A 23,733-nucleotide genomic window follows, 5' to 3' on the forward strand; every position below is an offset into this window, starting at 1 on the left:
TTATGAAGAAAGGTTTTATGTTGTTTACTTTGTTGGCGACGTTTTCTGGCTTTGTTCAGGCGGATGACGCGGCAATACAACAAACGTTAGCTAAAATGGGCATCAAAAGCAGCGATATTCAGCCCGCGCCCGTTGCTGGTATGAAAACAGTGCTAACTAACAGCGGCGTGCTGTATATCACCGATGACGGTAAACACATCATTCAGGGGCCAATGTATGATGTTAGCGGCGTGGCACCGGTCAACGTCACCAACCAGATGCTGTTAAAGCAACTGAATGCGCTGGAAAAAGAGATGATTATCTACAAAGCGCCGCAAGAAAAGCACGTCATCACCGTGTTTACCGACATTACCTGCGGTTACTGCCACAAACTGCATGAGCAGATGGCTGACTACAACGCGCTGGGGATCACCGTGCGTTATCTCGCGTTCCCGCGTCAGGGGCTGGAAAGCCAGGCGGAGCAACAAATGAAAGCCATTTGGTGTGCAAAAGATAAAAACAAAGCCTTTGATGACGTAATGGCAGGCAAAGCTGTTACTCCGGCAAGTTGCGATATCGATATTGCCGACCATTACGCACTTGGCGTACAGCTTGGTGTTAGTGGTACTCCGGCGGTTGTGCTGAATAACGGTACTCTGGTGCCGGGCTACCAGCCGCCGAAAGAGATGAAAGCATTCCTCGACGAACATCAAAAAATGACCAGCGGTAAATAATTCGCGTGAAACAACAGATACAACTTCGTCGTCGTGAAGTCGACGAAACGGCAGACTTGCCCGCTGACCTGCCCCCCTTGCTGCGCCGTTTATACGCCAGTCGGGGCGTGCGCAGCGCGCAGGAACTGGAGCGCAGTGTTAAAGGTATGTTGCCCTGGCAGCAACTGAGCGGTGTCGAAAAGGCTGTTGAGATCCTTTACAACGCTTTTCGTGAAGGAACGCGGATTATTGTGGTCGGGGATTTCGACGCCGACGGAGCCACCAGCACAGCCCTTAGCGTGCTGGCGATGCGTTCTCTCGGCTGTGACAACATCGACTATCTGGTGCCAAACCGTTTTGAAGACGGTTATGGTTTAAGTCCGGAAGTGGTCGATCAAGCTTATGCGCGTGGTGCGCAGTTGATTGTAACGGTTGATAACGGTATTTCTTCCCACGCAGGTGTTGAACACGCTCGCTCGCTGGGCATTCCGGTTATTGTTACCGATCACCATTTACCCGGCGAAACGTTACCCGCGGCGGAAGCCATTATTAATCCCAATTTGCGTGACTGCGAGTTCCCGTCAAAATCACTGGCAGGCGTTGGTGTGGCCTTTTATCTGATGCTGGCGTTACGCACCTTTTTACGTGATCAGGGATGGTTTGATGAGCGTGGCATCGCAATCCCCAATTTGGCGGAATTGCTGGATCTGGTCGCTCTGGGGACTGTGGCGGATGTTGTGCCACTGGACGCCAATAACCGCATCCTGACCTGGCAAGGGATGAGCCGTATTCGTGCCGGGAAGTGCCGACCGGGGATTAAAGCTCTGCTGGAAGTGGCAAATCGCGATCCGCAAAAACTCGCTGCCAGCGATTTAGGTTTTGCGCTGGGGCCGCGTCTCAATGCTGCCGGGCGACTGGATGATATGTCCGTTGGCGTGGCGTTGCTGCTTTGCGACAACATCGGTGAAGCGCGCGTTCTGGCCAATGAGCTTGATGCGTTAAACCAGACACGTAAAGAGATCGAACAGGGAATGCAGGTCGAAGCATTGACCCTGTGTGAGCAACTGGAGCGTAGTCGCGATACACTGCCCGGCGGGCTGGCAATGTATCACCCTGAATGGCATCAGGGCGTCGTTGGTATTCTGGCTTCGCGCATCAAAGAGCGTTTTCATCGTCCGGTTATCGCCTTTGCGCCTGCAGGTGATGGTACGCTGAAAGGTTCCGGTCGCTCCATTCAGGGACTGCATATGCGCGATGCGCTGGAGCGGTTAGACACGCTCTACCCTGGCATGATGCTCAAGTTTGGCGGTCATGCGATGGCGGCAGGATTGTCGCTGGAAGAGGATAAATTTGAACTCTTTCAGCAACGCTTTGGCGAGCTGGTTACCGAGTGGCTTGATCCTTCTTTATTGCAAGGCGAAGTTGTGTCAGACGGCCCGTTAAGTGCAGCGGAGATGACAATGGAAGTCGCGCAACTGCTGCGTGATGCCGGTCCGTGGGGGCAGATGTTCCCGGAACCGCTGTTTGACGGCCATTTCCGCCTGCTGCAACAGCGCCTGGTGGGGGAGCGCCATCTGAAGGTTATGGTTGAACCGGTCGGCGGCGGCCCGCTACTGGATGGTATTGCGTTTAACGTTGATACGGCTCTTTGGCCAGATAACGGCGTGCGCGAAGTGCAACTGGCTTACAAACTGGATATCAACGAGTTTCGCGGCAACAGCAATCTACAGATTATCATCGACAATATCTGGCCAATTTAGCGTCATCTTCTCTATAAAAAAGAGTGTGGATTGGGTACAATCCCGCTCTTATCACCGCATTTTGACTAGCTCAATAAAAGAAATCAGACCATGTTTGAAATTAATCCGGTAAAGAATCGCATTCAGGACCTCACGGAACGCTCCGACGTTCTTAGGGGGTATCTTTGACTACGACGCCAAGAAAGAGCGTCTGGAAGAAGTAAACGCCGAGCTGGAACAGCCGGATGTCTGGAACGAGCCTGAGCGTGCGCAGGCGCTGGGTAAAGAGCGTTCCTCCCTCGAGGCTGTTGTCGATACTCTCGACCAAATGAAACAAGGGCTGGAAGATGTTTCCGGTCTGCTGGAACTGGCAGTAGAAGCCGACGACGAAGAAACCTTTAACGAAGCCGTTGCTGAACTCGACGCCCTGGAAGAAAAACTGGCGCAGCTTGAGTTCCGCCGCATGTTCTCCGGCGAATATGACAGCGCCGATTGCTACCTCGATATCCAGGCGGGCTCCGGCGGCACAGAAGCGCAGGATTGGGCGAGCATGCTTGAGCGTATGTATCTGCGCTGGGCAGAATCACGTGGTTTTAAAACTGAAATTATCGAAGAGTCGGAAGGTGAAGTGGCGGGTATTAAATCCGTGACTATCAAGATCTCCGGTGATTACGCTTACGGTTGGCTGCGCACAGAAACCGGCGTTCACCGTCTGGTGCGTAAGAGCCCGTTTGACTCCGGTGGCCGTCGCCACACGTCCTTTAGTTCCGCATTTGTTTATCCAGAAGTAGATGACGATATCGATATCGAAATCAACCCAGCGGATCTGCGCATTGATGTTTATCGCGCATCCGGTGCGGGCGGTCAGCACGTTAACCGTACCGAATCTGCGGTGCGTATTACCCACATCCCGACAGGGATTGTGACTCAGTGCCAGAACGACCGTTCCCAGCACAAGAACAAAGACCAGGCCATGAAGCAGATGAAAGCGAAGCTTTATGAGCTGGAGATGCAGAAGAAGAACGCTGAGAAACAGGCGATGGAAGACAATAAATCTGACATCGGCTGGGGCAGCCAGATTCGTTCTTATGTCCTTGATGACTCCCGCATTAAAGATCTGCGCACCGGGGTGGAAACCCGCAATACGCAGGCAGTGCTGGATGGCAGCCTGGATCAATTTATCGAAGCAAGTTTGAAAGCTGGGTTATAAGGAACCAACATGTCTGAACAACACGTACAAGGCACTGACGCGGTAACCGATCTTAACAATGAACTGAAAACCCGTCGCGAAAAGCTGGCGAACCTGCGTGAGCAGGGGGTTGCTTTTCCGAACGATTTTCGTCGCGACCATACTTCTGACCAACTGCATACAGACTTCGACGACAAAGAGAACGAAGAGCTGGAGGAGTTGAACATCGAAGTGGCTGTTGCTGGTCGCATGATGACTCGTCGAATCATGGGTAAAGCCTCCTTCGTTACCCTGCAGGACGTCGGTGGCCGCATTCAGTTATATGTCGCTCGTGATGATCTGCCGGAAGGCGTTTATAACGATCAATTTAAGAAATGGGATCTTGGCGATATTATCGGCGCAAAAGGTAAGCTGTTTAAAACCAAGACCGGCGAACTGTCGATCCACTGCACCGAGCTGCGTCTGCTGACCAAAGCACTGCGTCCACTGCCGGACAAATTCCACGGTTTGCAGGATCAGGAAGCGCGTTATCGTCAGCGTTATCTGGACCTCATCTCTAACGATGAATCCCGCAACACCTTTAAAGTTCGCTCGCAGATCCTCGCTGGCATCCGTCAGTTCATGGTGAACCGCGGCTTTATGGAAGTTGAAACCCCGATGATGCAGGTGATCCCTGGCGGTGCGGCGGCGCGTCCGTTTATTACCCATCACAATGCGTTGGATCTCGACATGTACCTGCGTATTGCGCCGGAACTGTACCTCAAGCGTCTGGTGGTTGGTGGCTTTGAACGTGTGTTCGAAATCAACCGTAACTTCCGTAACGAAGGTATTTCCGTGCGTCATAACCCAGAGTTCACCATGATGGAACTCTATATGGCTTACGCGGATTACAAAGATCTGATTGAACTGACCGAATCGCTGTTCCGCACTCTGGCGCAGGATATTCTCGGTAAGACTGAAGTGACTTACGGTGATGTGAAGCTGGACTTCGGTAAGCCGTTCGAAAAACTGACCATGCGTGAAGCGATTAAGAAATATCGTCCGGAAACTGATATGGCGGATCTGGATAACTTCGACTCTGCGAAGGCGATTGCTGAATCTCTCGGCATTCACGTGGAGAAGAGCTGGGGTCTGGGTCGTATCGTCACTGAGATCTTCGACGAAGTGGCAGAAGCGAATCTGATTCAACCGACCTTCATTACTGAATATCCGGCAGAAGTTTCTCCGTTGGCGCGCCGTAACGACGTCAACCCGGAAATCACCGATCGCTTTGAGTTCTTCATTGGTGGTCGTGAAATCGGTAACGGCTTTAGCGAACTGAATGATGCTGAAGATCAGGCACAGCGTTTCCTCGATCAGGTTGCAGCAAAAGATGCAGGCGACGATGAAGCAATGTTCTACGATGAAGATTACGTTACTGCACTGGAACATGGTCTGCCGCCGACAGCAGGTCTGGGAATTGGTATCGACCGTATGGTTATGCTGTTCACCAACAGCCACACTATCCGTGACGTGATTCTGTTCCCGGCGATGCGTCCGGTAAAATAAGCCTTACGCGTAAGCACACAGCCCCGGCATTTGTCGGGGTTTTTTATTTTTGTTGCGCGAAGGCTGACAACATTTTTCTGGCTTCGCTGTTTGTCGCCTGCATGACCATCCACGGACTGAACGCCCACGGTGTGGCATCAATACTGCGTAATACTTCCGCTAAATCACACCATTGATAATCGATCACTTCATCATCGTTGAGCTGTAACGTACTGGTAATTCGTGCGGCAAATACCGGGCATACTTCATTTTCGACAATGCCATTCGGGTCAGTGGCGCGATAGTGGAAGTCTGGATAAACCGGTTCGGGTGGTGTTATTTCTACGCCCAGTTCATAGCGGCAACGGCGGATCACCGCCTCTTCATTGCTTTCACCCAGTTGCGGATGTCCGCATACCGAGTTGGTCCACACACCTGGCCACGCTTTTTTGTTTAGTGCACGGCGAGTAACCAGCAATTGTCCTTTGGCGTTAAATAGCCAACAGGAGAACGCGAGATGTAAGGGGGTATCAGCCGTGTGTGCAGCATATTTTTCCAGTGTTCCCGAAGGGACTCCCTGTGTATTCAGTAAAATGACGTGTTCCGTTGGCATAATTTCTCACATGTAATTCTAATCATTCGTCATTATAGATAACTAAAATGTTAAATGATTAACCAAGTGAGTGTTATCGGCAACCGCCCGTTTTGAGCGGATGCCGACAGAGGAATGTCAGCTAAAAAAGCAGCATCATATATTTGAAGCGACTTTCAATAGCCATTGCAACACAGTCAGAAATGACAGGAATGGAGATCATAAAGAGCAATAACAGGCTGAATATAGCGCGCATTACAAGATTCATATTATTCACCATGCTCATTTTTCTTCAGCTTGCGCATCAGAAGCCACATGCGTACTGTCCTGACTTTTAAATCTTTATCAGAGACAGATTCTTTCACCAAATCGGCATGATGCTGATAGCCATTAAAGAAAACGTTCAGCACAACAGCGCTAAGGGTTGCCAACATAATGCCGCTATGCAGCAATGGTTGTAGTACGGCTGGTAACTTAGAAAAGAAATCGTGAGAAAGCGTTGGGGTCATGCCCACGCCAAGGCTGATTGCCACAATATAGAGGTTGTAACGGTTGGTGGTGTAGTTACAACGCGACAGAATACGGATCCCTGTCGCCAGCACCATGCCGAACATGACAAGCCCTGCGCCACCAAGTACAAATTGCGGAATGGAAGCTACCAGCACTGCCATTTTGGGCACCATACCGAACAGAATAAGAATGATCCCGGAAGAGATACACACCCAGCGACTGTGAACGCGTGTTACGCTGACCAGACCGACGTTCTGCGAAAATGAGGTATGCGGGAAGCTGTTAAATGTACCGCCAATCATTGTTCCGACACCATCTACGCGCAGCCCGCGAATAATGTCTTGTGAAGAAAGTTTTCGACCAACAATTTCCCCCAAAGCCAGGAACATCCCCATTGACTCAATAAACACGATGATTAACACGGCGGTCATGGTCAGAATGGAAACAGGATCGAAAACTGGCATACCAAACGACATTGGCGTGACAATGGCAAACCACGATGCATCATATAATCCGGACAGATTTACTTCGTTCATCATCCATGAAAGGAAGAAGCCAAATACAATCCCCAGTAATACGGCAACGTTGGACATAAATCCTTTCGCATAGCGAGTAATGAGCAAGATAAAAATTAAGACTGCGAAAGAGATGCCTAAATAAACGGGATTGCCATATTGCGGATTGCCCTTACCACCAGCAGCCCAGTCAATACCAACCTGAATAATACTCAGCCCGATAGAGGTAATAACTACACCGGTAACCAGCGGTGGGAACAAAGGCATTAAGCGACCAATAAGTGGTGCTAATAATGTTGTGATAAACCCTGCTGCGATAGTCGCGCCAAAAATCCCCAGCAGGCCGATATCGGGGTTCATCCCAATGGCAATCATTGGCGTTACAGCCGCAAAGGTCACCGACATAATCACCGGCAGGCGGATCCCCATAAAGCGGCCGACACCGATACATTGCAATAACGTGACGATCCCGCAGCAAAAGAGATCCGAGCTAATAAGCATTGCTATTGCTTCTTTGGAGAGGCCGAGTCTGTCACCAATCATCAGTGGTACAGCGACCGCGCCTGCGTACATAACAAGGACGTGTTGCAGACCGAGTATGATCAACTTTCCTGGTGATAATATACGGTCAACCTCATCAGTGGGGCAGTCTTGCCCTGAAGATGAGGGTAATTGGGAATCTATGGCGCTCATCAGTCATTCTCCTTTCGCTCGCCAGAGTAAAAAGCAACCGTTTACGTTAATAAAACTGTCTAATGACATGCTCGTGGGATGCCAGTTTTAGCGATGAGAGGGAGTTATAGAATGGAAATGCGGAGGCAATCACATAATCGCGGTTAAACCGAAAAAGTGAGAAAATAAATGGGCAGTGAAATTATCTCTAATTTTCTCATATTGATATTTCTTTAATCATTCTGGCATGTCGGACTCTCGCATTTAATGTTTTTGAGTCGGATACTTCTGTTTTTTGTAATGATGTTTAATGAATGAAAGCAGCATATATTGGGGGGCAATAATTTGATCTCAGTAGCAAAATGATTATTAAATCGGGCATGTTCTATAATATATGCCCGTTTATTGCATCGCGACATTTGAGAAGACATAACTCATCAAATGAAAGGGATGCAAATGAATAAGTTTATCGCTGCTGATGCTGCGGAATGTATAGGCTGCCATGCCTGTGAAATTGCCTGTGCGGTGGCACACAATCAAGAACTCTGGCCGCTGAGTCATCGTGACTTTCGACCCCGTATCCACGTTGTTGGGAAAGGGCTGGCGGCTAATCCGGTGGCCTGCCATCATTGCAACAATGCTCCCTGCGTTACGGCTTGTCCGGTAAACGCTCTGACTTTTCAGCCCGATAGCGTACAACTGGACGAACAAAAATGTATTGGTTGTAAAAGATGCGCAATCGCTTGCCCCTTTGGGGTCATTGAGATGGCCGATACTATTGCGCAGAAATGTGACCTTTGTAACCAGCGCAGTTCCGGCACGCAAGCTTGTATTGAGAGTTGCCCAACACAGGCGTTACGGCTGATGGATGATAAAGGGTTACAGCAGATAAAAATGACCCGCCAACGCAAAACGGCACAAGGAAAAGCGTCAGAGGGAACTCCTCCATCCCGCCACGCGGCGTTGCTCCCTGTTAACCCACGCAAAGGCGCAGATAAAATTCCAGCGAATGAGCGGAAAAAACATTTTGGCGAAATTTATTGCGGGCTGGATCATCAACAAGCGGCTTATGAAAGCGAGCGATGTGTTTATTGTGCCGGGAAAGCCAACTGTAACTGGTTTTGCCCACTGCATAATGCGATTCCCGACTATGTTCATCTGGTACAGGAAGGGAAGATTATTGAAGCGGCAGAACTCTGTCACCAGACCAGCTCCTTACCAGAAATTTGCGGCAGGGTATGTCCACAGGACAGGCTTTGTGAAGGCGCATGTACGTTAAAAGATCACTCTGGCGCTGTATCGATCGGGAATCTGGAACGCTACATCACCGATACCGCGCTGGCGATGGGCTGGCGTCCCGATGTCAGCCTGGTTGCTCCCCGCGTGGAAAAAGTGGCGGTGATTGGCGCAGGGCCAGCGGGGCTGGGGTGTGCTGATATTCTGGCACGCGCGGGCGTTCACGTTGATGTCTTTGATCGTCATCCAGAAATTGGCGGTATGCTAACGTTTGGCATTCCTCCGTTCAAGCTCGATAAAAGGGTATTAAGCCAGCGGCGTGAGATATTCACCGCAATGGGAATCGACTTTCATCTCAACTGTGAAATTGGCCGCGATATCTCTTTCAACGAGTTAACGGTGGAATATGACGCAGTTTTCCTCGGTGTGGGGACTTACGGGATGATGCGTGCAGATCTGCCGCATGAAGACGCTCCCGGTGTCATTCAGGCGCTACCGTTCCTGACCGCCCATACCCGCCAGCTTATGGGATTGCCGGAGTCTGGAGAGTATCCGCTGACGGAAGTTGAAGGTAAGCGAGTCGTGGTATTGGGCGGGGGCGATACGACTATGGATTGTTTGCGTACTTCCATCCGTCTGAATGCCGCCAGTGTGACCTGTGCTTATCGTCGTGATGAAGTCAGTATGCCGGGTTCTCGCAAAGAGGTGGTCAACGCGCGCGAGGAAGGCGTTGAGTTTCAGTTCAATGTTCAGCCGCAATATATCGCCTGTGATGACGATGGGCGTTTAACTGCGGTGGGTCTGATTCGTACTGCAATGGGGGAGCCTGGGCCAGATGGTCGCCGTCGTCCACGTCCGGTGGCGGGGTCGGAGTTTGAGCTGCCCGCCGATGTTCTGATTATGGCCTTTGGTTTCCAGGCACATGCGATGCCGTGGTTGCAGGGCAGCGGAATTAAACTTGATAAATGGGGCCTGATTAAAACCGGCGACGCGGGATACTTATCTACTCAGACGCATCTGAAAAAAGTCTTTGCGGGTGGTGATGCCGTTCACGGCGCGGATCTGGTTGTTACCGCAATGGCCGCAGGAAGGCAGGCGGCGCGCGATATGTTAACTCTGTTTGATACAAAGGTATCGTGATGAAATCGTTAATTATCGTTAATCCGGCTGACTGTATTGGCTGCCGTACCTGTGAAGTTGCCTGTGTAGTCGCTCATCCGTCTGAACAGGAGTTGAATGCCGATGTCTTTTTACCCCGGCTAAAGGTACAGCGGCTGGACAGCATTAGTACGCCAGTGATGTGCCACCAGTGCGAAAACGCTCCTTGTGTTGGCGCTTGTCCCGTGCAGGCGTTGAGCATAGGGGAGCTGATGGTGCAGGCAAACTCTGCCCGCTGCATTGGTTGTCAGAGTTGTGTTAGTGCATGCCCATTTGGGATGATCACTATTCAGTCGTTGTCCGGTCATACCCGGCAACAAATCGTGAAATGTGATCTCTGTGAACAGCGGGAAGAGGGGCCAGCCTGCGTTGAATCTTGCCCGACGCAGGCTTTGCAGTTGCTGACCGAGAGAGAGCTCAAGCGAGTTCGCCAGCAGCGTATTGCAGCCAGCGGTGCGAATCCTCTTTGATAAAAACCTCCGCGCTGAAAGGCGCGGAGAATCGTTTAGATTGCCCAACCACCCGCGTAAAACGCGACCAGCGCGGCGGTAATGATAACAGTGCCGATATTCAGCTTGTGCCATTCGCGAGCAAAGACGCGACCTACGACCAGCGTCACAAACCCCAGCATAATACCGGTGACGATATTACAAGTCAGGACGATGAATACCGCGCAAACCAGCCCTGCCATTGCATCAATAAAGTCATTGAAGTCCAGCTTTGAGACGTTGCTCAACATCAGTAGCCCAACGTACATCAGCGCGGGGGCGGTGGCATAACCGGGGATCAGAAACGACAGCGGAGATAAAAACAGAATCAACAGAAACAGAACGCCAACCACGGTTGCGGTTAAACCGGTTTTACCCCCGGCTGCGGTCCCGGCCGCTGATTCGATATAAACTGCCGCAGGTGCTGCACCCACCAAACCGGAGAATATTGAACTTACCGAGTCACTGGTCAGGGCTTTGCCCCCGTTGATAATCTGGTTGTCTTTATCCAGCAGATTCGCCTGGCCGGCTACGGCACGGATGGTGCCAGTGGCGTCAAACACGGCGGTCATCACCAGCGCCAGTACACTCGGAAGTACGGTTGGCTGGAGCGCGCCCATAATATCCAGACTGAAAATCAGAGACTTACCATCTTCGCCAGTCAGGCTCGGCATTGCCACCAGACCGTGGTATTTCACCGCCGGATCAAAGATTAAACCGATGATCGAGATGGCGATAATGACCAACAAGATCCCGCCTGGTATGCGGCATTTTTCCAGACCGAAAATCACCGCTAATCCCAGCAAGCTCATCAGCACCGGGAAGGAGGTAAACGCGCCGAGCGCAACCGGTAAGCCTTCAATCGGGTTTTTGATAACCATACCAACACCGTTAGCGGCAATCAGTAGCAGGAAAAGACCAATACCGATACCTGTACCGTGTGCAATACCCATCGGTAAATTACGCAAGATCCAGGTACGAATACCTGTTACGGAGATGGCGGTGAATATCAACCCCATCAGAAAGACCGCCCCCAGTGCTACCGGAACGCTAATTTGTTGCCCGAGCACCAGACTGAATGCGGTAAATGCCGTTAAGGAAATGGCGCAACCAATCGCCATTGGCAGGTTAGCCCATAACCCCATCAGCAGGGAGCCAAAGCCTGCGACCAGACAGGTGGCAACAAAGACCGCTGCGGGAGGAAAACCTGCTTTACCCAGCATTCCTGGCACTACGATAACGGAGTAAACCATCGCCAGGAATGTGGTCAGGCCTGCCAGAACTTCCTGGCGAACGGTACTGCCACGAGCGGTAATTTTAAAATAATTATCCAGGGCGCCCTGTGGCTTTGATGCGTCCGGTGTTTGTAGGATGTCTCCAGACATAATGATGTCCTCACGAGGTTTATTATTAGTTACGTTCGTACACCAGACGACCATCAACGTAGGTGCGGTAGATCGAACGATCATCGCCCAGCGTCATCATCACGAACAATTTATCGACTAAAGATACAGAGTTGTCATAGCGCAGTTGCTGTAGCGGTGTGGCAGTGGGTTCCATCACCACAAAATCAGCCTCTTTGCCTGGTAAAAAATTGCCAATCAGGTTGTCAAGGCCCAGAGATTTCGCGCCGCCGAGCGTGGCAAGGTAAAACGCTTCATAGGCTGAGAGACGATAGCCCTGTAATTGCAACACTTTGTAGGCTTCGTTCAGTGTTTGCAGCATGTTGAAGGTGGTTCCGGCACCGATATCGGTTCCCATGCCCACTTTGACTTTCTTCTGCCATGCTTTTTGCAGATTGAATAAGCCGCTACCGAGATAAAGGTTGGAGGTCGGACAGAAAGCGATGCTGGATTGAGTTTCGCTAAGGCGATCCCACTCTTTTTCTTCCAGATGAACGCAGTGAGCAAAGACGCAGTTTTTACCGGTCAGACCGTACTGGTGGTAAACATCCAGATAACCATCATGTTCAGGATAAAGTGATTTCACCCAGGCAATTTCATCTTTGTTTTCACAGAGATGGGTATGTACCCACGTATCGGGGTACTCTTTTTTCAGGCGTTGCGCCATTGCCATCTGTTCGGGCGATGAAGTGGGGGCGAAGCGTGGCGTAATGGCGTACAACAGACGACCATTTTTGTGCCAGCGTTTGATCAGCTCTTTGCTTTGCAGGTAGCTGCTTTCGGCGGTATCAAGCAGATAATCCGGCGCGTTGCGATCCATCATCACCTTACCGGCAATCATGCGCATATTGATATGACTGGCGGCTTCAAACAGTGCATCAACGGATTGCGGATGAACCGTACCAAACACCAGTGCCGTGGTTGTGCCGTTACGTAAAAGTTGCTTGATGAAGAACGCCGACATTTCACGGGCGTACTCTAAATCCTCATAGCGACGTTCAGTAGGGAAGGTGTGTTTATTCAACCATTCCAGCAATTGTTCGCCATAGGCACCGACCATTTCACTTTGCGGGTAATGGATATGCGTATCGACAAAGCCCGGTACTATCAGTTTGCCGCGATAGTCGCGAACGCGAATGGTGTCAGGAATTTGATGCTTGCCGTCTTCCCATTCGCCAAACCATTCCACCTTCCCCTGTTTAATGAGTAATAAACCGTCCTCAATAAAACGCAGCGCAGAGGCAATCTCTTCCGGGTTATCGACTGTACGGGTGACATCAATAAAACTGCCTCGTACTGCTTTTAACGTGTGTTCTCCTGACATCATTGACTCCTTTATTGTTAATCCATCTCTTCCGCTGAGGTAATACCCGGCAGAACGCTTTCCTGTCGGTAGCCACCAGGGAGGATAATATTTAATAAAATCGCAGTTAACCCGCCTGCACAAATAGGGTTTTCAACTAATACATAAATTGAGGCAGGTAATATTTTAAAAATTTCGGGGTCGTAGGAGACGCCAAGCCCTAAACCTAAAGAAGTGGCGACAATAAGTGTTTCACGGCGTTTTAATCCGTTGGTGATAATGATGCGGATACCGGCGATGGCAATCATGGAAAACATTAGCGTCATTGCCCCACCCAGAACTGCTGAGGGAATGGTAGTGAAGAAGCCGCCGATCATCGGAAATAACCCGAGGATAACCAACATTACCGCGATGGTTCGCCCGACATAACGTGAGGCGACGCCGGTCATCTGAATAACACCGTTATTTTGCGCAAAGGTAGTTAATGGTAATGAGCCGACTGCGGAGGCGATAACAGAAACCAGACCATCAGCCAACACGCCGCCTTTCAAACGTGATTGATATTCTTCCCCCTGAATGGGGCGGCGGGAAACCATTGCCGTGGCGGTGATATCGCCTACTGCTTCCAGTACGCTAAGTAGATAAATCGTGCCGACCACCAGGAACTGATGAAAGTTGAAACTAAATCCGTATTTGAAGGGATGCGGGACGGTGATTAACGGCAGATTGCGCATACTGCTGAAATCTACCATTCCCAGGCATAAGGATGCGATATAGCCGACACATAGCCCAATGGCGATCCCGCCCATGCGTAACAACGGACTGCGGCAGCAGTTAAAGCCGATCACCACAATCAGAACCAATAATCCAACGCCGAGGTGTTCGTAATTGCCGAACGTACCGCTGCTTTTGGCTGCAAATCCACCACCAAAATCAATAATGCCGACTTTAATCAGACTTAAGCCGATCATCAGCACCACAATACCGCTGACGGTGGGGGAGATAACCCGACGTAAATAGGGCAGGATAAAAGAAGAACCGACAACCAGAAATGCGCCAACGAAGGAGACGCCGAGTAGCGACGACATGATTAATTCTTCGTGAAAACCGTCACTTTTCATGCTGCTGCCTAGCGCAATCATGACCGTAACAAATGAAAAATTAACGGATTGAATTGAGAGCAAACCGGAACCCACAATACCGTAACGGTTTACCTGTAACCAGGTGCCAATGCCAGAGGCAATCATCGCCATAGAAACCAGATAGGCGGTCGTTTCTGCAGAAAGCTGTAAAGCCGCACCAACAATTAATGCGGGGGTCACCATCGGAACAAAAATTGCCAACAGATGGGTAATGGCACCAACAATAGCCTGATGAAAGGGAGGGCGATCCTCCAGTTCAAATATAAGGTCGGAGCCTGCATGGTTTATATCAGACATCCCTTCACTCCTTTTAAAGTAAATTTGATCATCTGAATCAGTAAAATAAATACCCACGAATTTGGGGCGCAGGACGCCTTGAGAACGGCTTATCTCATTTTCGCAGTTACTAATTAGTTATCTTTAATACAAGGGAAACAGGCCGCCGAAGCGGCCATTAATTACTTATATTTTTTTCAGCGCGGTAAGTATTTTCTCCGGTGTGAAATGCCATTCGCGTAGCCAGATGCCGCAGGCATCGTGAATTGCGGTGGCAATTGCTGGTGCTGCACCATTTACACCAATTTCTGAGATCGATTTTGCTCCGAATGGACCGACTTTATCGTCGCTCGGCACCAACACGGCACGGAAATCACGCGGGATGTCACCAATTTTGGGAGCACCGTAGCTACGTAAATCACGTGTTAACGGGTGTCCTTCGGCGTCATAAATGATTTCTTCGCTCATACTGTGTCCGATAGCACGCAGGGTAGCTCCATAGATCTGTCCCAACGCTAACTCTGGGTTAACTGGCGTACCGCAATCCAGCAATGCGTAGAATTTGTCCAGGCGGATTTCACCGGTACGCGTGTTGACGGCAACTTCAGCAAAGTTTGCGCCATACGGAAAGGCGAAATCAGGCGTGATGTAGCAGGCTGTTCCCACCAGCGAACCAAAACCAGTACCGGTTTCGCCTTTATGGGCAATATCCCCGAAACTGACTTCGCCTTTCTTGCCACGAACGACACCTGGCGTTGCCAGTTGGACATCTTCCAGTGGTTCATCAAGCATTTGTGCGCCATGAAAGAGAATTTTCTCGCGCAGATTTTCTGCCGCCATACGCGCCGCGTTGCCTGAGAAGCAAGTACCAGACGAGGCATAAGCGCCTTTGTCAAACAATGCATGGTCAGTATCACCGGAGATAACATGCACATCCTGAGGTGGACAGTGCAGCACTTCTGCTGCCAGTTTTGTCACTACGGTATCCAGGCCGGTTCCGATATCAGCACCACCAGAATGGACAATAAAGGTGCCATCAGATTCCAGTTTGATCATGCAGTTAGCCTGATCGATATCCGGGATCCCCGATTTCTGCATGATAATGGCGACGCCACGACCTGTGCGCCAGTCACCTTCCTGTGATTTCGGTGAAGACCATTGGATCATTTCACGACCCTGACGCAGGATCTCTTCCAGTGCGCAACTGGCAGCAGAAGGAACGGAGGTTGGCGCTTTACCTTCACCAATCGCACCGAGGATCTTCAGCTCTTGCCCTTCATGTACCCGGTTACGTTCGATAATTTCCAGTTGATCAATCTGTAATTGTTCAGCAAGTTCTGCTAACGCCATGGTGATAGCAAAGTTACCTTTTGGCGCGCCATAGCCCTGATAAGCACCATTTGGACAAATGTTGCTGTAGTAGGTGGTGACCTGAAAATCGACGTTATCGCACGGGTACAGCGGCAACGACAGCGCCGGTCCGTTACACGGTACGGTGAGTGAGTGGTTGCCATAAGGGCCCGTATTGGCGCGGAAATCCATTTTCACTGCCGTCAGGCGACCATCTTTTTTTGCCCCCAGTTTGACGGTGACTTTCGCGACGTGACGAGAGGTGTTAGCAATAAACTCTTCTTCACGGGTGTAGTGGAACAGTACCGGACGCCCGGTCACACAGGTTGCCCAGGCGCACACTTCCTCCAGCAGGATGTCCTGTTTGGAGCCGAAACCGCCGCCCACGCGTTCTTTAATGACATGAACTTTATGCTGTTTCATACCAACGAGACGCGCTACCTGACGGCGCAGGTGCCACGGTACTTGGGTGGAGGCGTGGATCACCAGCCGATCGCCATCCATACGGGTAAAGCAGATATGTGTTTCAGTCGGGCATTGTTGTGCCTGAGTTGAATTATAGGTTCGCTCAATGATCACATCAGCATCAGCGAAGCCTTTGTCCATATCACCGATATGACCATGAATGCTGGCGGCAATATTTTTACGTGGGCGAGAACCGATAGGGAAGTTAATGATCATATGCTCGCCGCGCTGGGCCGCGTGGCTATTGTCTTCTTCCAGCGTCTCTGGCGCACCAGCGACGTACACCACCGGTTCATCGTGAACGACAGGGGCATCTTCCGCCATTGCTTCGTCAATCGACATTACCGGTTTAAGCACTTCATATTCAACGTCAATGAGCTTCAGTGCTTCGAGCGCAATTTCTTCACTTTCGGCAACGATCGCAGCAACGCGATCGCCAACGTGACGCATTTTTTTGCCGAACATGCGACGGTCGAGCGGTGAAGGTTCTGGCGCGCTTTGACCACCAGGAGTGTAGTAAATATCCGGGCAGTTGAGATGAGTGATAACGTGAACGACGCCCGGTAAGGCTTCGGCTTTGCTGACATCCAGATGAGTAATCAGTGCGTGAGCATGTGGGCTGCGTAACATTTTAATGACGCAGGCGTCAGCCGTTACGCGGTCTTCAACATAGCAGGGTTTCGCCTGCACCATTTTAGCAGCATCGGTTTTGGGGTAGTGCTTGCCAATAACTTCAAGGTCGTTACGGAAAGTGGGGGCGATGTCAATCGTGGCACGCGGGTTATTTTTACGCGCAATAGCCAGTTCAATGACTTGATAGTATTGCTGCCAACCCGCATCGCGGCTGAACAGACCAGAAAGCGCGTCGTCGATCTCTTCGCGGGTTGGCTCGGCAATGCGATCGAGTAGATCGGTAATAATCAAAGATGCTGCCGGATCGTTATAACCGGACTGCACCACGCCAACATCAACCATTGCCTGTTGAACCGGGCTTAATTCGTTCCATTTGCCTAAGGATTCTGCGGTGCGAATGTTTGCTTTTTCTAACTGTGCTGCAATCAGCAAGGAGGCATTAACGATGTTGCCGTTAAAAAGAATCGCATCAGAACCGGCGAAACCGAAACCATCATCACTGTTGCGCACGGAATGCATACCCATACCAAACAACAGCTTTTGCACGTTTTCGCCAGGGTTAACGGTTAGCCCCTGGGGTGCGCCATTTAAAGTAAAGTGGATGATCATACGGCTTCCTCCCCAGCCTGTTGGCAGTCGGCATAAAGGTCGGCCACCAGAACTCCCGTGATATAGCGTTTATACGCTACGCTCCCCCGCAAATCTTCCTGGGGGAAAATGGCGTTGGCGACGGCCTGTTCAAGTGCATTGCCTTCCAGGTTTTGTTTTTCGACATCGTGCAGGCGCAGGGCTTTACTGGCAACGCCATCCAGCGCAATTCGCAGTCCGTCGTGGTCAGTTAATGCAACGGCTGCAGTCACCACTGTTAACCCCGCCCGGGAACGGCTAATTTTACGGGTCGCACAGGTGCGATACGGATCTTTAATGATGATTTCGGTTAGCAGGCGATCGCCCGGATCGGCCAGATAGCTCTCAATCGACAACGTTTCACCATTGCCAAAGACCAGTTCTGCATCCAGTGCTAACAGAACCGGAAGAAGAACGGACTCTTCCTGCCGGGCCGCTATTTCGCCGCCGATAGTCGACTGATTTCGTACATGACGAGAGTAGACAAAGCCGAGAGCTTCACGCAGTGCCACTGGAATAAATCGCGCATCGCGCAGTGGTTGTAAGCGCGACATTGCGCCAATACGCAGTGCGCCGTTATCCCAGTCAATCCAGTCCAGTTCCAGATCCTGCAAGGAAATAGCAATTTTTTTATTGGTACGGGTTGGCGTGGCGTTGAGTTTGCTGCCCCCGGCAAACCAGACGGCTTCATCCTGGTAGCGGCGCTTCAGTTCCAGCGCCTGTTCTACAGAGTCGGGCCTGAAAAATTGTTCAATCATCTTCTTTCCTTATTTAACCCTCTTCCCTGAAGGAAGAGGGTATAGGTCATTTATGCCAGCGCATCCATCCGACGCCACATACTGGCGGCGGCTTTTCTGGCTTGCGCATAAATGGAATCGCAATCGAAGTTAAACTGACGATCTTCGTAGACCATCACGCCGTTAACCATCACGCTGTTAACGCTGCCTGAACCCATACCGAAGGCGATGTGGCCTGCAATATTGTCTGCCAGCAGCGGCGTTGGCGAGTTGTAATCGCAAATGGTTAAATCTGCTTTATAACCGGCTTCCAGAAGGCCAAATTTCGCACCAAAGTTGCGGCTCATCAGTTCGTTGCCGTTAGTCAGCGCTCTGGCAAAACTGTCTGGCCACAGTGGGCCACCAGAGTCACGATGTTTAAAGAAGGCGAATTTCATCTCTTCAAACATGTCTGAACCGATGCCGTCAGTTCCCAGTGCCAGATTGCGAATGTCGCTAAGATGATGGTTGTAACCAACATGGTTGTTCATGTTTGAACGGGCGTTATGTACCAGGAACGCGTCACGTTGGTTAAGCAGGGCAATATCCTCTTTCGACAGATACAGTCCATGAGCGACCAGCGTTTTGCTATCGATGAGATCGAATTGCGCCAGGCGTGCCAGCAGATCTTTTCCGTACCTGTGGTGACTGTAAGAAACGTCGTAAAGGTCTTCCGCAGCGTGTATGTGTAAACCACGGCCTGTGGCTTTCACTGCTTCGCGCAGCATTTCCAGACCAACATCTGGCACGGTAAACGGCGCGTGAGCACCGATATGCGCTTCTACCAGATACGGCTCGCTTGCCGCTTTCTTCGCGTCGTCAATCTGACGGGCGAAACGGATGTTTTCCTCTACCCCATCCTGCAACTCTTTAATACCGTTATTACGATCTGTTGTTTCAAAACAGGTCATCGCACGTAGACCAACTTTTAGAAATGCGTTGCGCAACGTCGAGAGCGATCCGCCGATATAAGCCGGAGAGGCATGGTGATCGATAACCGATGTACATCCGCTCTTAATCGCTTCCAGTGAACAAATCAGCCCGCTGTAATAGAGCGACTCTTCATCAAGGGCGCGATCGAGTCGCCACCAGAGATTTTTTAGCGTTGAGATGAAGTCCGGGCAGGGGGCAATATTCGCCATAATTCCGCGGGAAAGCCCTGAGTAAAAATGGTTGTGCGAGCATACGATCCCTGGCATCACAATCCGGCCATGCATCTCTTTGTAGCTGGCTTCAGGGTAGCGGTGTGTCAGGGCGTTGCCGATAGCGATAATGACATCATTTTCGATGGCGATATCGACGCCTTCCTGCACTTTCGCCGGGTGTAGCTGTACTGCAGTGACATTCTTCAGAATCAACATGATTACACCTCCACGCGGCCCAGCAGATAATGATGATGCTGGTGAATATGGCTGATAATGCGGCACATATCGTTCAGCTCTGGCGGTACGTTGTTGAACTGGCCTTCGCTATTAATGTTCAACACCCAGCTTTGGTTATTCAGACGTACGCTTACCCGATCATCTTCCACCAGGAAGCCAGGGTTGCTGCTGTTATCAAAGTCTTGCGACAGACTGAAGACGGTGATTTTGTCTTTGTACGGTTTACCGTTCCATGGACAGAACTGAGCACAGTTACCGCATTCGTTGCAGTAGGCATCAAGGTGCAGCGTCTGGAAACGGTTCTGGAAGCCAGGAACCGCAATTGAGATGTTGGCGCGGTTCGGGCAGACATCCACACACTTGCTGCAAACGTAGTTACATTCAAGGCAGCGCGCGGATTCCTGAGCGACAAATGCGTCACGATCATCGCTGTTCACCAGGGTGACAGAGATGTCGCCTTTACGTTGGTAGATTTCTGCCGGGTTAACGTTGTTCCAGTATTTATCGCGCTGGTGGGAACGGATATTTTCCCGGCTAAGGATGGCATCGGCTGCCCGACGAGCGGTGCTGACAGCGGCAACGATCGAGGACGGCCCGCGTTGTACGTCACCGATCATAAAGACGTCAGTCAGACGGGTTTCGCCGTTATGGTCGACGTCAGGCCAGCCGTTTTTGTCCAGTGGCACACCCATCGCATTCAGGGCTTCGGTATCCTGCTGTTCGCCAATGGCAGTAATCAGGCTGTCTACATGCAGCGTTACCGTTTCGTTGGTTTCAACCGGACGGCGGCGACCTTTCTCATCAGGTTCGCCAAGTGACATGACGCGCAATGTTAAGGTGCCATCAGCATCGAAACGTTGCGGATTGTTCAGGAAACGGAACTCCACGCCATCGTGCAACGCTTCTTCATACTCTTCGCGCCACGCGGGCATCTCTTGCAGTGAACGACGGTAAACCACAGTTGCTTTTTCTACGCCCGGAACGCGTAACGCTGCTCGCGCGCAGTCCATTGCGGTGTTGCCCGCACCGACAACCACTACATGTTTGCCAAGGTTGAGCGCCGTACCTTTATTGTACTCGCGCAGGAAGGGGAGTGATTTCCAGATATTCTGGTTGTCGCCTGCCAGTTTCACACCGCTGTTTTTATCGGTGCCGGTAGCAATCAGAACGTAGTGGTAGCCCTGATTCTTTAACTGCTCGACGGTCAGTTCCGGTGAGCAGCCATACTCAAATTTCACACCGTGATCGGCAACAAAATCGATATCGTGCTGAATTAACTCTGCCGGAATACGGAACTGAGGAATGATATTTTTCACCACGCCGCCTGCGTTGGCTTCGCGTTCAAATAACGTAACCGGATGACCCGCTCTGGCAAGGAAGTAACCGGCAGCCAGACCTGCTGGACCCGCGCCAATCACGGCAACCGGATGGCGTGAACCGGAACCGGCAGGTTTGTGCCAGCGTTGCTTATACTCATCCCAGCCTTTTTCCAGGGCGACTTTTTTCAGTTCGCGGATATTCAGTGCGCTGTCGTAATCGAGGCGGGTACAGTTGTACTGGCACTGATGATCGCAAATGTGGCCGGTAATGGCGGGCAGCGCATTACGTTGGTAGATGAGTTCCAGCGCATCGGCATAGCGATGTTCGCCCAACAGTCGAATGTATTCCGGAATATCTTGTTTGATGGCACAGGCAGTGACACATGGAGCAACGTAGCAATCGGTCAGCGGTAGATCTTCTGCCACTTCAATACGCTCTTCTGGCTTCCAGTGTTTTTGAGTGTATTCCATGGTTAATGCATCTGCTGCCAGCTTGCTCAGTCGTTCAACGTCAACGTGGTTAAGCCCCCAGGCGTCTGACCCTTCCAGTTCGCGCATACAGGCGCTTAAACGCAGATAGCCGCCAGGTTTCAGCAGGTCGGTTGCCATAGTGATCGGGCGAATACCGGTATCGAAAATATCGCGGATCGTCAGTTGGCTCGCACCACCGGAGTAAGAAATTGGCAGTTTGCCGTCAAAGGCACGAGACAGAACGGCTGCAACATTGATAGAGAGTGGGAACAGCGCGCGACCCGACATATACATCTCTTCACCAGGCAGTGCGCCTTTATTGTTGATAGTGCCGAGGGTGTTAGTCAGTTTGACGCCAAAGCCGAGTGATTTCTCTTTTGCCAGCGCCATCAGGCGTTCCAGCATTTCCAGTGCCTGCGCCAGCTTGAGGTCATGATCAAATGATTCTTCTTTTAAGCCGATGTAATCGAAGCCGCAGCCATCGAGAATCTCGCGAACACGAGCGTAACCTAATAAAGTTGGGTTGAGTTTTACAAAGGTATTCAGCTCTTTTTCTTCCAGCATGTAGCGGCAAATGGCTTCGATTTCATGCGGAGGGCAACCGTGCATGGTGGAGAGAGTAACGCCTTGTACCATGCTGGTGGGGATGCGTGCCGGTAATGCCTGTAAATGTTCGCGTTTATCCTGCAAATCGTGACGAGCCAAAAACGCGTCATCCTGAAGCAGTTTATTAAGCGTATCGCGGTATTGAGCGAATTTCGGATGGTCAGATGCGTCCATCATATTATCGATGAACTGCTGCATTGGCGGCTGCTTAATACCGTCGAGGTTGTAACCGACGCTCATATTAAAGATGAACGACTTGCCTGATTCTGAAGGCTGGAACAGGGCTTCAAGCAGATGCAAGGCAAACCAGGCTTTAAGGTATTCATCCCACGCTTTAAGCAGAGTGAATTCGGTAGACCATTCGGTGTTAAAACACTCGTCTTCGGCATCGATACAGGGTTTTTCCAGCTCCAGACGGTCAAGAATTTGTACAGTTTTTAGTTCGATGAATCGTCCGCCGGTCAGCCAGGAGGTGACGATGTTTTGCGCGAGCTGTGTGTGCGGTCCGGCGGCTGGGCCGACGGGGGTAGCACAGGTTTCACCGAAGACGCTAACAGATTTACCTTTTACGGGTGAGTAAAACTGTTGTTCGGGAATACCAAAGATTGAGCGTTGTTGTTGGTACTCATCAAATATGCGCGTCAAAAGTTCCTCAAACGGAATGGGACGCATAATATCCCCCATAACCCTCTCCTTAGCTTATACAGATATCATTGAGTGACCGGTATTGATAAATCCGGTGGTTTAAGGGGATAGAGCAACAATCGCACCACTCTTGCCCGGTTTGCCCGGAAATATAAAAAAATGTGAAGCGCCTCGAAACTTAATGGTTTTTTGTGAATGATCTCACAGGTGCCAAATGAGAATTAAAATCACTCCTGAACGTTATTATTCTTATGGCTTTTATCATCTTTTCTCATTTCTCAAAAACAGTGGTTCCTTATCATTATGATAAAGGAGTGGAGGGTGGATTAAATATTTGAACGCAATCGTTTAGCTTGATTTTCTAAAATTAAGTATGCCATTTTTGCGCATTAATAAAGTCATCCGGAGTATCAATGTCTAAAATTATTTCTTCATTTTCCATCTCGACGGAATAATGTTCACCCATGCGTAATGCCTGACGCATATTGATTACATTGGGGCGTTGTATTGCCTGCATCAGGCTCGATTTTGAGATTAAAATGGGATGGCCAGGGATACCATTGTGTAGCGGGAGTATTGCGCCGCTGTTACGTAACTGCCAGATTTTTAGGAAAATATCTCTATTTAGAGTTGGCATGTCACCATGGGTAATAAAGCAATGCTCTGTTTGCACTTCGTGGGCCGCTGCCTTCACCGAGGTCAGTAAACCCTGCTCATAATCTGGATTATAAATAAGAGTAATATTGGCAGTATGTGCGTAGCGATGATGCAGTTCATTGGCGCGAAAACCTGTGACTAAAATAATTCGGCTACAAAACTGCAACGCATTTTTGATACTTGCATCAAGAATTGTTCCTTGCTGCCAGGGTAACATCATTTTCCATTGTCCCATTCTTGATGATAATCCGGCAGCGGTAATTATACAGTCGATAGCTGGCATAGTCGTTCCATTATTTATATTGGGTAATAACGTCTGGGGATTACGTTACTTCCTGGTTAATGAATTTGTGGGGTTAA

17 protein-coding genes are annotated in these 23,733 nt (G+C 50.4%); 6 read left to right on the forward strand and 11 right to left on the reverse strand.

What is annotated here, in order from left to right; translation table 11 throughout:
• Positions 1 to 2: 2 nt before the first annotated feature.
• From dsbC to lysS, 4 genes are all read left to right on the forward strand, one after another.
• On the forward strand, positions 3 to 713 hold the full coding sequence (gene dsbC, locus BEA93_RS01205; RefSeq protein ID WP_000715232.1) for a bifunctional protein-disulfide isomerase/oxidoreductase DsbC: 711 nt from the start codon (positions 3 to 5) through the stop codon (positions 711 to 713).
• A gap of 5 nt (positions 714 to 718) precedes the next feature.
• A complete protein-coding gene (gene recJ / locus BEA93_RS01210) occupies positions 719 to 2,452 on the forward strand; it encodes a single-stranded-DNA-specific exonuclease RecJ (protein ID WP_105224353.1) in 1,734 nt (577 codons plus the stop codon).
• Positions 2,453 to 2,542: 90 nt separating this feature from the next.
• A protein-coding gene (gene prfB, locus BEA93_RS01215) for a peptide chain release factor 2 (protein WP_098729101.1) occupies positions 2,543 to 3,641 on the forward strand; the annotation gives its coding sequence in 2 pieces (ribosomal slippage) (positions 2,543 to 2,617 and positions 2,619 to 3,641; 1,098 coding nt in all).
• 9 nt (positions 3,642 to 3,650) lie between these two features.
• The gene (gene lysS / locus BEA93_RS01220) at positions 3,651 to 5,168 is read left to right on the forward strand and encodes a lysine--tRNA ligase (RefSeq protein ID WP_001517026.1); all 1,518 of its coding nucleotides are present in this window, start codon (positions 3,651 to 3,653) and stop codon (positions 5,166 to 5,168) included.
• A gap of 43 nt (positions 5,169 to 5,211) precedes the next feature.
• Here lysS and idi read toward each other — a convergent pair whose 3' ends face one another.
• The 3 genes from idi to uacT form a co-directional block, all read right to left on the reverse strand.
• Complete coding sequence (idi, locus tag BEA93_RS01225) at positions 5,212 to 5,760, reverse strand: isopentenyl-diphosphate Delta-isomerase (RefSeq protein WP_016262504.1); 549 nt, start codon at positions 5,758 to 5,760, stop codon at positions 5,212 to 5,214.
• 121 nt (positions 5,761 to 5,881) lie between these two features.
• The gene (gene yqfG, locus BEA93_RS01230; RefSeq protein ID WP_010378596.1) at positions 5,882 to 6,007 is read right to left on the reverse strand and encodes a protein YqfG; all 126 of its coding nucleotides are present in this window, start codon (positions 6,005 to 6,007) and stop codon (positions 5,882 to 5,884) included.
• Between the two features lies 1 nt (position 6,008).
• Complete coding sequence (gene uacT, locus BEA93_RS01235; RefSeq protein WP_001517024.1) at positions 6,009 to 7,457, reverse strand: urate/proton symporter UacT; 1,449 nt, start codon at positions 7,455 to 7,457, stop codon at positions 6,009 to 6,011.
• 435 nt (positions 7,458 to 7,892) lie between these two features.
• Between uacT and ygfT the strand changes: the two genes are divergently transcribed.
• Entirely contained in the window at positions 7,893 to 9,812 is a 1,920-nt protein-coding gene (gene ygfT / locus BEA93_RS01245; protein WP_085449213.1) for a formate-dependent uric acid utilization protein YgfT, read from the forward strand.
• Positions 9,812 to 10,300 (forward strand): 4Fe-4S dicluster domain-containing protein, encoded by a 489-nt coding sequence (locus BEA93_RS01250; RefSeq protein WP_001517022.1) that lies wholly within the window; start codon positions 9,812 to 9,814, stop codon positions 10,298 to 10,300. The genes ygfT and BEA93_RS01250 overlap by 1 nt, the downstream gene beginning before the upstream one ends.
• A 35-nt stretch (positions 10,301 to 10,335) precedes the next feature.
• Here BEA93_RS01250 and ghxQ read toward each other — a convergent pair whose 3' ends face one another.
• From ghxQ to mocA, 8 genes are all read right to left on the reverse strand, one after another.
• The gene (gene ghxQ / locus BEA93_RS01255; protein ID WP_000012179.1) at positions 10,336 to 11,703 is read right to left on the reverse strand and encodes a guanine/hypoxanthine transporter GhxQ; all 1,368 of its coding nucleotides are present in this window, start codon (positions 11,701 to 11,703) and stop codon (positions 10,336 to 10,338) included.
• A 25-nt stretch (positions 11,704 to 11,728) separates the two neighbouring features.
• Positions 11,729 to 13,045 (reverse strand): guanine deaminase, encoded by a 1,317-nt coding sequence (guaD, locus tag BEA93_RS01260; protein ID WP_010378591.1) that lies wholly within the window; start codon positions 13,043 to 13,045, stop codon positions 11,729 to 11,731.
• A 17-nt stretch (positions 13,046 to 13,062) separates the two neighbouring features.
• Positions 13,063 to 14,463, reverse strand: a complete 1,401-nt coding sequence (gene xanQ, locus BEA93_RS01265; RefSeq protein ID WP_001517020.1) for a xanthine/proton symporter XanQ — start codon at positions 14,461 to 14,463, stop codon at positions 13,063 to 13,065.
• Positions 14,464 to 14,628: 165 nt separating this feature from the next.
• Entirely contained in the window at positions 14,629 to 17,499 is a 2,871-nt protein-coding gene (locus BEA93_RS01270) for a molybdopterin-dependent oxidoreductase Mo/Fe-S-binding subunit (protein ID WP_105224351.1), read from the reverse strand.
• Complete coding sequence (ygfM, locus tag BEA93_RS01275; RefSeq protein ID WP_000572480.1) at positions 17,496 to 18,275, reverse strand: molybdopterin-dependent oxidoreductase FAD-binding subunit; 780 nt, start codon at positions 18,273 to 18,275, stop codon at positions 17,496 to 17,498. The genes BEA93_RS01270 and ygfM overlap by 4 nt, the downstream gene beginning before the upstream one ends.
• Positions 18,276 to 18,325: 50 nt before the next feature.
• Positions 18,326 to 19,654, reverse strand: a complete 1,329-nt coding sequence (gene ssnA / locus BEA93_RS01280; RefSeq protein WP_000906234.1) for a putative aminohydrolase SsnA — start codon at positions 19,652 to 19,654, stop codon at positions 18,326 to 18,328.
• Positions 19,655 to 19,656: 2 nt separating this feature from the next.
• On the reverse strand, positions 19,657 to 22,755 hold the full coding sequence (gene ygfK / locus BEA93_RS01285; protein ID WP_000502356.1) for a putative selenate reductase subunit YgfK: 3,099 nt from the start codon (positions 22,753 to 22,755) through the stop codon (positions 19,657 to 19,659).
• A gap of 328 nt (positions 22,756 to 23,083) precedes the next feature.
• Entirely contained in the window at positions 23,084 to 23,656 is a 573-nt protein-coding gene (mocA, locus tag BEA93_RS01290) for a molybdenum cofactor cytidylyltransferase (RefSeq protein ID WP_001110887.1), read from the reverse strand.
• Positions 23,657 to 23,733: the final 77 nt, after the last annotated feature.

The sequence above is a fragment of the Escherichia sp. MOD1-EC5950 genome, from assembly GCF_002965345.1.
In the GTDB taxonomy this organism is placed as follows: Bacteria; Pseudomonadota; Gammaproteobacteria; order Enterobacterales; family Enterobacteriaceae; genus Escherichia; species Escherichia marmotae.